General features: G+C 67.8%; 12 protein-coding genes. 5 read left to right on the top strand and 7 right to left on the bottom strand.

Annotated features, from left to right (window positions below):
* Positions 1-14: 14 nt before the first annotated feature.
* Both ACI3KU_RS13960 and ACI3KU_RS13955 read right to left on the bottom strand, forming a co-directional pair.
* The gene (locus ACI3KU_RS13960) at positions 15-491 is read right to left on the bottom strand and encodes a SixA phosphatase family protein (RefSeq protein WP_404922909.1); all 477 of its coding nucleotides are present in this window, start codon (positions 489-491) and stop codon (positions 15-17) included.
* Between the two features lie 67 nt (positions 492-558).
* Positions 559-1,173, bottom strand: coding sequence for a TetR/AcrR family transcriptional regulator (locus ACI3KU_RS13955; RefSeq protein ID WP_404922908.1), 615 nt, complete (start codon positions 1,171-1,173; stop codon positions 559-561).
* Positions 1,174-1,242: 69 nt separating this feature from the next.
* Between ACI3KU_RS13955 and ACI3KU_RS13950 the strand changes: the two genes are divergently transcribed.
* A complete protein-coding gene (locus tag ACI3KU_RS13950; RefSeq protein WP_404922907.1) occupies positions 1,243-2,517 on the top strand; it encodes an MFS transporter in 1,275 nt (424 codons plus the stop codon).
* Between the two features lie 73 nt (positions 2,518-2,590).
* Here the strand turns inward: ACI3KU_RS13950 and ACI3KU_RS13945 are convergent, their stop codons facing one another.
* Positions 2,591-3,463 carry an arginase family protein gene (locus tag ACI3KU_RS13945; RefSeq protein ID WP_404922906.1) on the bottom strand — a complete coding sequence of 291 codons (873 nt, stop codon included), beginning with the start codon at positions 3,461-3,463 and terminating at the stop codon, positions 2,591-2,593.
* A gap of 164 nt (positions 3,464-3,627) precedes the next feature.
* On the opposite strand from ACI3KU_RS13945, the gene ACI3KU_RS13940 reads away from it, so the two are divergent.
* The gene (locus tag ACI3KU_RS13940; RefSeq protein ID WP_404922905.1) at positions 3,628-4,335 is read left to right on the top strand and encodes a B3/4 domain-containing protein; all 708 of its coding nucleotides are present in this window, start codon (positions 3,628-3,630) and stop codon (positions 4,333-4,335) included.
* Between the two features lie 8 nt (positions 4,336-4,343).
* Positions 4,344-5,237, top strand: coding sequence for a dihydrodipicolinate synthase family protein (locus ACI3KU_RS13935; RefSeq protein ID WP_404922936.1), 894 nt, complete (start codon positions 4,344-4,346; stop codon positions 5,235-5,237).
* A 76-nt stretch (positions 5,238-5,313) separates the two neighbouring features.
* Here the strand turns inward: ACI3KU_RS13935 and ACI3KU_RS13930 are convergent, their stop codons facing one another.
* Genes ACI3KU_RS13930 through ACI3KU_RS13915 form a run of 4 tightly spaced genes read right to left on the bottom strand, consistent with a single transcriptional unit; the run spans position 5,314 to position 10,537 of the window.
* Positions 5,314-7,218, bottom strand: a complete 1,905-nt coding sequence (locus ACI3KU_RS13930) for a glycogen debranching N-terminal domain-containing protein (protein WP_404922904.1) — start codon at positions 7,216-7,218, stop codon at positions 5,314-5,316.
* A 43-nt stretch (positions 7,219-7,261) separates the two neighbouring features.
* The gene (locus ACI3KU_RS13925) at positions 7,262-8,104 is read right to left on the bottom strand and encodes a carbohydrate ABC transporter permease (RefSeq protein WP_404922935.1); all 843 of its coding nucleotides are present in this window, start codon (positions 8,102-8,104) and stop codon (positions 7,262-7,264) included.
* Positions 8,105-8,142: 38 nt separating this feature from the next.
* A complete protein-coding gene (locus tag ACI3KU_RS13920) occupies positions 8,143-9,252 on the bottom strand; it encodes a carbohydrate ABC transporter permease (RefSeq protein WP_404922903.1) in 1,110 nt (369 codons plus the stop codon).
* 4 nt (positions 9,253-9,256) lie between these two features.
* Entirely contained in the window at positions 9,257-10,537 is a 1,281-nt protein-coding gene (locus tag ACI3KU_RS13915; RefSeq protein ID WP_404922902.1) for an extracellular solute-binding protein, read from the bottom strand.
* 181 nt (positions 10,538-10,718) lie between these two features.
* On the opposite strand from ACI3KU_RS13915, the gene ACI3KU_RS13910 reads away from it, so the two are divergent.
* Both ACI3KU_RS13910 and ACI3KU_RS13905 read left to right on the top strand, forming a co-directional pair.
* The gene (locus ACI3KU_RS13910; protein ID WP_404922901.1) at positions 10,719-11,717 is read left to right on the top strand and encodes a LacI family DNA-binding transcriptional regulator; all 999 of its coding nucleotides are present in this window, start codon (positions 10,719-10,721) and stop codon (positions 11,715-11,717) included.
* A 34-nt stretch (positions 11,718-11,751) separates the two neighbouring features.
* Entirely contained in the window at positions 11,752-12,558 is an 807-nt protein-coding gene (locus tag ACI3KU_RS13905) for a thymidylate synthase (protein WP_404922900.1), read from the top strand.
* The last annotated feature ends 1 nt before the right edge of the window (position 12,559 follow it).

Raw genomic sequence — 12,559 nt, 5'->3', positions numbered from 1 at the left:
ACGGCGTGCTGCGGTCAGGACTCGTCACGCGGGATGTCGTAGCGCACCACGTCGGGGTCACGGTTCGCGGCCTCCGACCAGTCGGCTCCGTGCCATTCGAAGACCGCCACGGCACAGGTCGGCATCAGCGGTGCCTGCTCCGACAGCTCTCGAGCGAGGATGCTGATGCCCGGGTCATGCGCGACAACCACCACGTCCGAGACCCCGGAGTTCACCGCCGCAGACCACAGCGTGCTGGATGATGCGCCATACAGCTCCTCCCGCAGCTCCAGTGGCGTATCGAGAGCGGCGGCGAACTCGGCGGCTGTCGTGCGGGCCCGAACCGCGGTGCTCGCCAGGATCAGTTCTGGCCGCCAGGCGCGTGCGGCGACGAGTGCCGCCATGCGTGGTGCATCACGACGTCCGCGCGGATTCAGGGGGCGGTCGTGATCGCTGAGCGAAGGATCATCCCAGTCGGACTTCGCGTGTCGGATCAGAGCGAGAGTGACCATGGTGCCTCCGTTTCGTCGTGCGCACCTGGCTCCATTCTGGGCGCGCCCGGTGCCGGCGTCGAGGATCTCACCGCTCGCCGGCGATGATCCGCTTCTCCACGGACGCCCAACCGTGCTCCAGCACGTCGAAACCTGCTTCGAGGTACCGCAGCTCATCCTCGCTGCCCGTCACCAGCTGTTGCATCTGCAGGACGAAGCGCGCGTAGGTGCGGATCGCCGGGGTCGCGGTCGTGAGGCCGTACTGCTCCGCGATCACGTCGGCGAGGGCGTCCTCGTAGCGCAGCCACATCTTGGCGGCGTACTCCCGCAGCGCGGGCGTCTCATCGACGAAGCGGAGAAAGACTCGGGCGACATCCTCACCGTGTTCTTCGCTGGAGATGCGGATCTCGGTGGCATAGAACTCGTAGATCGCGGCGGTGATGCTGGTTCCCGCAGGTCGATCACGGACGGCGGAGACGAGTCGATCGCGCTGCTCATCATCCTCATCGAAGACGAGCGCCTCCTTCTGCGGGAAGTGCGCGAACACCGTCGTGGGAGACACATCCGCGGCGTCCGCCACCTCGCGGATGCTCACGGCGTCAAAGCCGCGCTCCAGGAACATCTTTGTCGCCACGTCGGAGATGGCCTTGCGGGTGGCGGCCTTCTTGCGTTCGCGTCGGCCGAGCGGTGCGGAAGCGGTCATATGCCCACTCTAACCGAATCCGATGCAAAACTGGCTTGATTTCAAAACTGGTACGAGTACAGTTACGGCATGACTTCAGTGAATGTAGCCGATTCGGCGCGTGCGAAGCGCGCGTGGATCATGCTCGTCGTCCTCACGATGCTCACGACCGCCGGAATGACGGTCGTGCTTCCCGTGCTGCCCTTCGTCGTGTTGCAGTACGTCGCCAACGAGAACGACCTCGCCCTCTGGGTGGGCGTCCTCGAAGCCGTCAACGGTCTCTGCGCGTTCCTGGTGGCTCCCTTCCTGGGTCGCCTTTCGGACAGATTCGGACGCCGGCCGGTCATCATCGTGGCGTCCTTCGGCGCCGCGATCGGCATGACCCTGTTCGGAATCGGCGGCGCTCTGTGGGTGCTCCTGCTCGCGCGAGTGATCCAGGGCGTCACGGCCGGCGACCTGCCCGCGCTATTCGCCTATCTCGCCGACATCACCCCACCCGAGAAGCGGGCACAGAGGTTCGGACTGCTCGGTGCGCTGTCGGGTATCGGCACGATGGTCGGGCCCGCCGTCGGTGGACTCCTGGCTGCGGTGAGTGTTGACCTGCCCGTCTTCGTCACCGCCGGAATCGCGCTGGTGATCGCCGTGCTGAGCATCTTCCTGCTGCCCGAGAGCCTCGAACCGGAGAACCGCATCGCGGCGATCCGACTGCGCGACCTCCAGCCGTTCGCGGTGTTCCGGGATGCCTTCGGACGTCGGGAGCTGCGCGGCCTCATGATCGGCTTCGGGCTGCTCGCGCTCCCGTTCGGCTTCTTCGTCAACAACTTCAGCGTGCTCGCCCTGGACTCCATCCACTGGGGACCGACCGCGATCGGCCTGCTGACGGCGGCCGTCGGCATCATCGACATCGTGATTCAGGGCTGGCTACTGGGCGTTCTGCTGCCGCGCATCGGGGAGCGCGGGGTGATCATCAGCGGCATCGTGGCGCAGATCATCGGTCTCAGCGGGCTCGCGATCGTGGCATCGATGTTCGCCCAACCGTGGATCTTCATCGTCGGAGCGCTGATGCTGGCCGCGGGCCAAGGTGCATCGCAGGCCGCCATGGACGGTGCGATGTCGAATGCCGTCGGCGACGATGAGCAGGGCTGGCTGGGTGGAGCCACGCAGTCGCTCAACGCGGCGATGGGAACGGTAGCCCCGCTGATCGCCGGTGCGCTCTACGCCACCGTGAGCCACGCGGCACCCTACTGGCTGGGCGCGGTGCTCATGGTGATCGCGATCATCGTCGTGGCACGCGCACACATCCCCAACACAGCGCAGGCGCGGCCCTCAGCAGTCGAGGACGCGCACGCCCCGGCCGCGGTCTGACGGAATCGACGTCATGACGTGCAGTGGCTCCCGCCCGGATCGGGCGGGAGCCACTGATGCGCGAGAGACCGGATCAGCGCAGCGCGACCCCGGCCAGCATCTCGAGTACGCAGAGCGCGGCCAGGCGTACGGTCCGGCCATCGGGGGTGTCGGCGGTCGCGTCGACTTCGGCGATGTCGGCAGACACCACCGTGGGATGTGCGGCAAGACCGCGCACCAGCGCGCGAAGCTCCCACGCCGCGAGACCGCCAGGCATGCTCGCGGGGCATCCGGGAGCGACCGACCGATCGCACACATCGACGTCGACATCGAGGTGCGTGCGGGCGGAGCCGACGATGTCACGCGCCTCGGCGATCACGTCGCCGATGCCCCGCCGACGCACCTCGTCGACCCCGATCACGGTGATGCCGTAGTCCCGGGCGCGCTGGGCATAGGCGAACGAGTTCGCGAAGTCGGCGATGCCGATCTGGACAACCTGGGTTCCGGCCAGCCCAGCATCGATCAGCCTCTGAACGGGTGAGCCGTTCGAGACCCCGTCGCGCAGATCGTGATGCGCATCCAGGGTGATCAACGCCTCCGCGCCGGCCCCCTGCGCGGTGGCATAAGTCACCGAGTTGTCGCCGCCGAGGGCGACCAGCAGATCGGTGCGCGTCACGAGCTCGGCGACCCGCGCGCGCGTGCGCGCCTCACCCTCGCTGGAATCCGGATCGGTGATGTCACCGGCATCAGAGACGAGCAGCGTTCCCAGGTCGGCCATCACGTCGGTGGCCAGGGCAGGGGAGTAGCGCTGCAGGGCTTCGCGAATCGCGGCCGGCGTGGTGTGCGCCCCCGTCGGTGAGAGGGACGTGAGGTGCGCGGGGACGCCGAGCAGCGTGAGCGCGGAGTGGTGTGATTCCAGCGGCCACGAGCCGGCGCGCGGCCAGAGCGGATCATGCGAGAGAGCCATAGCGCCACGGTAGTCGCGAGGTTCCGCAGGTGGGACAGGATGCGCCCGGGTGGTGTCTGGTGCGTCAGACACGAGACCGCCCGTTGTGCGATGTCCTGCGGCGGAGCCGGAGGCGCGTCGCCCATACTCGAGGAAGACACGCGAATTTCAGGAAGGGCACGATCGTGACGCACACACTCAGTCCGGAGGAGTTCCTGGCGGCGAGCGCGGTGGACTCCGCCGTGCATGCCCTCCGGCCGGACTATCGCGCCCATCTCATCGTGGTGGACGGAATCGTCCCCGGGGCGGGTGACGCTGTGGCCGATGAACTGGTGGCGCGCGCTGAGGAGCAGGCTCGCCGGCTGGTGAACGAGGCGGCCGTGGAGGACCTGCCGCACATCGCCGCCTGGCGTGAGGCGTACCGGGCATTCGGTGCCAAGCCGCAGCGCACCCGCAACAGTCTGGAGGCTTTGACGCGCCGCGCTGTGGGCGGCCTTCCCCGCGTGAACCCGCTCACCGACATCTACAACGCCGTCTCGGTGCTGCACCAGATCCCTCTCGGCGGCGAGGACTTCGCGAACTATCGCGGACCCGCGCGCCTGGTTCGCGCTCGTGGGGACGAGCGGTTCGACACAGCATCCAACGGCGGCATCGTCATCGAGCATCCCGACGAGGGTGAGGTGATCTGGCGTGATGACGAGGGCGTCACCTGCCGTCGATGGAACTGGCGTCAGGGACGACGCACGGCGCTCACGGACGAGACGCGGACCGCCGTCTTCATCCTCGATGTGCTCGCACCGATCAGCGATGCGGAGCTGATGATCGCGAGCGAGGAGCTGATCGCCGCGTTGGGAGGGGGCGTTCACGCCTCGAGTCGGGTGCTGGTCGCATGACGCCGACGATGTTCACCGGTCTGTCCGCATTCCCGCTGACGCCGCTGCGTGATGACACCGTGGACGAGCGTGCCTTCATTGCTCTGATGGAACGCCTCGTCATGGCGGGCGTGGACTCGATCACCGCACTCGGATCCACCGGAGCAGCCGCGTATCTCTCCACGGCTGAGCGTGAACGCGTCGCACGGCTCGCCGTCGAGCACGCCGGAGATGTCCCGGTGGTCATAGGCGTCGGCGCACTGCGCACGTCGGACGTGTTGGCCAACGTCGCACACGCAGAGGCCGCGGGTGCCCGCGGGCTACTGCTGGCGCCGATGAGCTATGTGCCGTTATCGCCGGACGATGTTTTCGGGCTCTTCCGAGCGGTCTCTGACGCCACCGAGCTTCCGGTGATCGTCTATGACAACCCCGGCACCACCCACGTCACGTTCACCACCGAGCTCTACGCCCGAATCTGTGCCTTGCCGGGCATCGCGTCGCTGAAGATCCCCGGGGTGCCGAGCGATCCCGACGCAGCCCGCGCGCATGTCGCCGCGATCCGGGCGAGCATTCCGTCGCACGTCACCATCGGCGTCTCGGGTGACGCATTCGGGGCTGCGGGGCTGATTGCCGGATGCGACGCGTGGTACACCGCCGTGGGCGGAACCCTTCCGGTGCCGACGCTGACCATCACGCGAGCGGTCCAGCGGGGCCGTGCCGAGGACGCGCTCCGCGAATCGGAGCGCCTGGCACCGCTGTGGGACCTGTTCGCGCGATTCGGCGGAAGCTCCCGAGTGATCGCGGTGATCGCGGAGCAGCTTGGGCTTGCACCGCGGGGATGCCTGCCGCTGCCGATCCAACCGCTCGACGACGCCGACCGACACCTCATCCACCGTGTGATGACGGAGCTGGAGCTGAACTGACGCGGAGATCACGCGCAGCGCGCGTGGTGCGCCAGCTTCGTCTCGCCGCGCGCTTGCTCGGCGAGACGAAGTGCGCTCAGGACGCGGCGTAGGCCTGGGCGCAGACGATGGCGGCGGCGGCGGACCAGGCCTGTGGGCGGCAGGAGGCGGGGTACGGCGTCGCGAACGGGACGGCGTCGCGGCTGTCGCCGGAGTGCAGCTCCGGCATCCGATACGCGAACCCCTCGGCTGCATCCACCAGCTGTCCGGCAACCTGACGCGCCTCGGCGAGGAGGCCGCTGCGAAGCATGCCGTGCACCGCCACCGCGGTGTCGTGAGCCCATACACTGCCGCCGTGGTAGCTGAGCGGCCAGAAGCCCGCGGCACCCAGTGACAGGGTCCGAATGCCGTACCCGCTGGACATGGATGCGTCCAGCAGCAGCTCCGCGCAGGCGCGCTCTTCGTCCGCGTCGAGAATGCCGGTGCCGAGGAGGTGACCGATGTTGCTGGTGAGCGAGTCCACCGCTGCACCGTGTGCGTCGAGCGCGATGGCGGGGTAGCGTCCCTCGGGCGTCGTGACCCAGAATGCTTCGCGGAAACGATCGCGGAGTACCGCGGCCCACTCACGCAGCTCGTCTCCGCCGTTCTCGCCGAGGTCATCCAGAAGCTGTGCGCCCCGCACGGCCGCCTCGTAGGCGTAGGCCTGCACTTCGCACAGCGCGATCGGGCCTTCGGCCAGGCGGCCATCGCGCCATTGGATCGAGTCGCCGGAGTCCTTCCAGCCCTGATTCGCGAGCCCGTGCCCGGTCTCATCGACGTAGTCGAGGAAGCCCGATCCGGTCCCGGAGCCGAAGTCGGTGATCCAGGTCAGCGCCGCGCGGAGGGCGGGAACGAGATCGCGGACCTCGGCTTCCGGCATGCCGGCATCGCGCGCGTCCGCCAGCAGACACACCCACAGCGGAGTCGCATCGACCGTTCCGTAGTACAGCGGCGGCAGGTGCACACCCTCGTTCGGCAGGCTGAGCGGCGCGCTGCGCAGCTCGTGCGGGATCTTCCCGGGCTGCTCAGCGGTAGCCGGGTCGGTCTTCGTCCCCTGCAGACGCGCCAGCACCCGGAGCGTGGAGGCGGCGATCGCCGGATCCGTGGCCAGCGCGAGGCGAGCGGCCCAGATCGAATCGCGACCGAACAGCGTGAAGAACCACGGCGCACCGGCTGCGTAGAACGCGTCCTGAGGATGCGCCGGCAGCACGAGACGCAGCGCGGCCAGGTCCTGCGTCGCCTGCTGCACCCATCGTGTGAGCCGGGGGTCGTCGGCTGGCGGAATGAGGAGCTCTGCGGTCGCGGCCGCCCCCACGACCAGCGTGTCGTCGGTGAGCGTGGCGCTCCATCCGACCTCGATCACGGCACGCGGGTCCAGTTCGATGTCCCAGCGCAGCACGATCGCGTCCGCCACCGTGGCGGCAGCGCCCGCAGCCTCCACGATGAACGAGCGATGCCCATCCGAGGAGCGCACCTCGATCCGACCCGGATTGGCATCGGAGGCAGCAACGGCGTCCGCGCGCCACGGCGTGGCAGCAGCGAGTCCGGCCTTCACGTCCTGCATCGGCGCGAACTCCGGCGCCAGTTCCACCGTGACAGAGAAGCTGAGCGGGACATCCCGATGCGAGTGCAGCCCGAGACGTTCCCTCACCACGCCTGCGCCCACCTCGCGGCGGCGGATCAGACGCACCTTGGGGTCGGCGCCGTCATCATCGAGCCCACGCAGCACGCTGCCGAACTCGACCGTGGCGGCGTCGATGCTGGAGCGCGAGATGGTCTCGATGCGCGAGTCAGACACGCTGATCCGCACCGAGCCGATGTGGCGGACATCGCCGTGGTAGATGCCGTCGATCGCGGCGTCGCCGATATCTCCATCGCGACCTGACCACGCCTGGGTGGGCGCGTGCAGGGCGATGATGGCGTCATCGAGCAGGGGCTGACGGGGTACTGCGGGGGAAGTCATGCGTGCCTCGGAGATCGTGCGGAAAGCGGAAGGGAGTGACAGATCACTCCTTCACCGCGCCTTCGCTGGAGTTCATGATGTGGCGCTGGAAGACGAAGAACATGACGGCCACGGGGATGGTCATGATCAGCGCTGCCGCCAGCTTGATGGGGTATTGGCTGCCCTGGCTCAGCTGTCCGCTGGCGAGGGAGGCGACACCCTTGGTGAGGGTGGTGAGCTCGGGGGACTGGGTCGACACGATGAAGTGACTCAGCTCGTTCCACGAGCCCTGGAAGGACAGGATGATGATGGTGATCAGCGCGGGGCGTGCCATCGGCAGTACCACCGACCAGAACAGTCGGAACGAGCCCGCACCGTCGATGCGTGCCTGCTCCTCCACGGACACCGGGATCGACTCGAAGAAGTTCTTCATGATGAAGACTCCCGCGGCGTCCACCAGCAGCGGCAGAATCATGCCCGCGTACGAGTCGTACATTCCCAGCTGTTTGATCACGAGGAACTTCGGGATCAACAGCACCACCGCGGGCACCGACATCACCGCGACCAGTGCGCCGTATACGACGGCCCGTCCGCGGAACTGCAGGCGAGCGAGCGCGTAGCCGGCGAGCGAGTCGAAGAACACGCGGCCGATGGTGACGAAGATCGTCACGATCGTGCTGTTGGCGAACCACAGCGGGAAGTCGGAGTTCGCGAAGAGTCGCTCATAGGCAGCCCAGGTGAACACCGAGGGAATCAGCGACACGGGGTTCTGCGCGGCGTCGCCGTCGGTCTTGAACGAAGTCGAGATCTCCACCAGGAAGGGGAAGATGTAGATCAACGCCATGAGGATGAGCAGCGCGTACAGCACCACCTGCGCGACGATGCGCCGCGGTGGCAGATGCCGCAGGCGAGTGCCTGGGGCGGTAGCGAGAACGGAGGTGGCGGTCACTTCGATGTTCCCTTCGCGGACGTCGGTCGCACCTGGTAGGCGCGGATCCGGCGCTTCGAAACCGGACGGTCACGCAGCACCCAGCGCTGTACGAGCGTGAAGATCACGATCACGCCGAACAGGATGAAGGCGATCGCGGCGCCCTGACCCCACTCCTGGTTCTTGAAGGCCGCCTGGTAAGAGAGGAAGGCCGGCGTCAGCGTGGTCTTGCTGGGCGAGCCCTGGGTTCCGGTGTAGATCTGGTCGAACACCTGCCAGCAGCCGATGAGGCCGAGGGTCAGCACGGTGAACAGAGTGGGTCGCAGCTGGGGGAGGGTGATCCGCCAGAAACGCTGCCAGCCGTTCGCCCCGTCCATCATGGCCGCCTCATCGACATCGCCGCCGATGTTCTGGAGGCCCGCGAGAAACAGCAGCATGAACGTTCCGCTGGTGGTGAAGACGGCCATCAGGATGTAGGCGCTCATCGCCACGGACGGACCTGCCAGCCAGTCCCACCACGTGATGCCGAGGAATCCGCCGCTGGTGAGCGCCTCTGGCCCCTGCTCCACGCCGAACAGACGCAGGAAGTTCTGCAGGATGCCGGAGGGGTCGTTGAACCAGTTCGGTCCGTTGATGCCGAACCAGCCGAGCACCGCGTTCACGGCGCCCGAGGCGTTGAAGAGGAACAGCCAGAGCACCGTGATGGCCACGGAGCTGGTGACCGAGGGGAAGTAGAAGGCCGTGCGGAAGAACCCTCGACCGCGCAGCACCGCGCGGTTGACGAGCACGGCCAGGAACAGGGAGAGCGCGGTCTGCAGCGGGACGACCAGCACCACGTACCAGGCGTTGTTGCGCAGGGCCGTGCCGAAGTCCTTGGTGGCCAGGCCGCCATCGCTGGTGATGGCCGCGTAGTTGGCCCCGCCGACGAAGCGGACGCTGCTCGACAGGGGGCTGCCGCGGCCGCCCCAGTCGGAGACGCTCACCCACACGGCCATGAGTACGGGGATGAGCATGAACACGCCGAGGATGACGATCACCGGAGCGGTGAACAACCACCCGGCGGCGGCCTCGCCGCCCCGGAGCCCGCGGGCTCCAGCACGGCGAGGCGCTGCGGTCGGGGTCGCCATCGTCTTACTTGAGGATGGCCTCGAGGTTCGACTGCGTCGAATCGAGGATCGTCTTCGGCTCGGTGGTCTTCAGGGACTCCAGCTGGGAGTTGAAGTCGCTCACGACATCAGCGGCCCCTGCCTCGTTCGGCACGAAGCCCGCGTACTCCGCGCCGGCCAGGAACGGCACCAGCTCGGGGTTGGCGCTCTTCCACGCGTCAGCAGCGGACTGGATCGACGGCATCGGGCCGAAGGCCTTCGAGAACGCGAGCTGGCTGTCGGCGCTGGTCAAGTACTGCACCAGGTCGAGCGCCGCCTTCTGGTTGGGGCTGTCCGCCGCCATGCCCCAGCAGTTGGTGAACTGCAGCGTGCCCTTGCCCGCGGGGCCTTCCGGCAGCTCGGCCACCTGGTAGTTCACGCCGGCGTAGTCGTTGCTCATCGCGCCGGTGATCCAGTTGCCCTCGATCACCATCGCGGCCGACTGCTTGCCCAGCGCCTCGCCGCCCCATCCGGCTCCGACGTCCTTCGCGAAGGCGAAGGTGCCGTCGGCGAGGTGGGTCTTGACGTAGTCGAGGGCGGTCACGTTGGCCTCATCGGAGGCGATGGCCTTGCCATCCTTGACCAGTCCGCCGCCGGCCTCGGCCATGAACGCTCCGACGCGGGCGTACTCGCCACCGAAGGCGAGGCCGACGTGCTCGGGGGTGGTGAGCTTCTTCGCGACAGCGGCGAGGTCGTCCCACGTCTTCGGGAGGTCGGCGTCGGTGAGGCCGGCAGCCTTCCAGAGGTCGGTGTTGATGACGAGCTGGAGGGTGGAGAAGTCCTTCGGAGCGCAGTAGAACTGGCCGTCCACGGTGAAGTTCTGCACCAGCGACGGGTAGAAGTCGCTCTTGTTGGTGAGCTCGTCACCGTACGCCTTCAGCGACCCGTTCTGGGCGAAGCCGGCGATCTGATCGGTGGACAGGTAGAACAGATCGGCGGGCTTGCCGGCGGCGAAGCCCTGGGACAGCTGCTGGTTCAGGTCGCTGGCCACCTGCACGCTGGCCTCGGTGCCGGACTCCTTCGACCACGCGGCCACGGCGTCGGTGACGGCCTTCGTCTCCGCGTCGCCCGACGATCCGATGAGGACGGTGAGGGCGCTGTCCGAGCTGGTCAGCCCGCCCTCCGTGCCAGCTGACGCGCCGGCCGACGAGCCGGTGTCACCGGTGGTGTCGCCGGACGAGAATCCGGATCCGCAGGCGGTGAGGGTGAGGGCGCTCACCGCGATCAGGGCACCGGCACCGACCAGGGTGCGTGCGTTCTTCGTCATGACTCTCTCCTTCGGGAGCTCAGGTGCGCGATCGTCCATCGCCGCGCATGTGCACACGGCCAATTTGAACGATCAAATTCAGGTTGGACAAACATTAAGCAGACCGGTCCGGTCGTGTCAAGCCCATCCGCGCGGCGCATATGATGTGCAGGCAGGTGCCGGATCGGAGAGGAGGGACGCGATGGGTCGTGCTCCCACGGTGGAGGATGTCGCTCGCCGTGCGGGTGTGTCACGCCAGACCGTCTCGAACGTTCTGAACTCGCCAGACATCGTGCGTCCCGCCACGCGCGAACGCGTCGCGGCGGCGATCGAGGAGCTCGGCTACCGCACCCACGCCGCTGCACGGATGCTCCGCACGCAGCGCAGCTCAACCATCGGCATCCACCTCGACCCGTATCTCGGTGGCGTGTCCGGCGTGGTGCTGGACCGCTTTGTCCATGCGCTGGCTGAACGTGCGAGTGACCGCGGCATGCGGATCCTCGTCTACGCCGCGCGCACCCCGGAGGAGGAGGTCGCTCGCCTCACGGAGATCACCGACGGCGGTGAGATCGACGCGGCGGTGCTCACCGGCACATTCCGCGGCGACCCGCGGACGTCCTTCCTCGCGTCGCGTCGGCTGCCGTTCGTGGCCTTCGGTCGGCCCTGGGACGACGGCGCGGAGCCCTCGCATCCGTGGGTCGATGTCGACGGCGCCGCGGGTACCCGACAGGCCACAGAGCACGCGCTCACGCATGGCCGTCGCGTCGCGTTCCTTGGCTGGCCCGAGGGATCAGGAACGGGTGACGACCGCGAACGCGGCTGGCGTGAGGCGATGGCCGCTGCCTCCGCCACCGGTCCGCGCTGGCGCAGCGTCGATGACGTCGCGGCGGCTCGCGAGGCAGCCACCGCGGGAGTCCACGAGGTGGACGCGGTGGTGTGCGCCAGCGACTCACTGGCCATCGGTGCGTTGCTCGCGGCTGCCTCGGCCGGTCGCGGCTCTCTGCCGATCATCGGTTTCGACAACACGCCGGCCGCCGAAGCACTGGGCCTGTCAAGCGTCGAGCAGCGCCCGGAGAAGGTCGCTGGCGCCGTGCTGCGTCTGCTCATGGGTCCCGACGGTCGTCATGTGCTGCCGGCTTCGTCCGACCCGCAGCGCGCGCGGAAGCTCGTCACCCCGGAGCTCGTCATTCGCGCCCGCTGAGCCCGCGCGTCATCGGTCGAACTAGGATCGGAGCATGAGCATCCCGACCCCGTACGAGGACCTGCTGCGTGACGTGCTGGAGAATGGCACCCACAAGACGGATCGCACCGGCACGGGGACGACGAGCGTTTTCGGACGCCAGTTGCGCTTTGATCTCGCCGGCGATGCCTTCCCGCTCATCACCACCAAACGCGTGCATTTCAAGTCCTTGGCCCTGGAGCTGCTGTGGTTTCTTCGTGGCGACTCGAACGCGCGCTGGCTGCAGGAGCGCGGTGTGCGCATCTGGAACGAATGGGCCGATGAAGACGGCGAACTGGGCCCGGTCTACGGCGTGCAGTGGCGCTCCTGGCCCACCCCTGACGGCGGGCACATCGACCAGATCAGTCAGGTCATCGAACAGCTGAAAGTCAATCCCGACTCGCGTCGCATCATCGTGTCGGCGTGGAACGTCGCGGAGATCGCGAACATGGCGCTGCCGCCGTGCCACGCGTTCTTCCAGTTCTACGTGGCCGACGGGCGCCTGTCGTGCCAGCTGTACCAGCGCTCCGCCGACATGTTCCTCGGGGTCCCGTTCAACATCGCCTCCTACGCCCTGCTCACGCGGATGATCGCGCAGCAGACGGGGCTGGAGCCGGGGGAGTTCGTGTGGACCGGCGGCGACTGCCATATCTACGACAACCACCTCGAACAGGTCCGCACGCAGCTGGAACGCGAGCCGTACCCGTCGCCCACGCTGACTTTCACGCGCACCCCGGACAGCATCTTCGACTACGAGTTCGAGGACTTCACGGTGCACGACTACCAGCACCACCCGCAGATCAGCGCGCCGGTGGCGGTGTGAG

This window comes from Microbacterium sp. ZW T5_56 (genome assembly GCF_044987425.1).
Taxonomy (GTDB): domain Bacteria; phylum Actinomycetota; class Actinomycetes; order Actinomycetales; family Microbacteriaceae; genus Microbacterium.
Note: the sequence above shows the minus strand (reverse complement) of the source record. Positions and strands in the feature narration are given on the sequence as shown.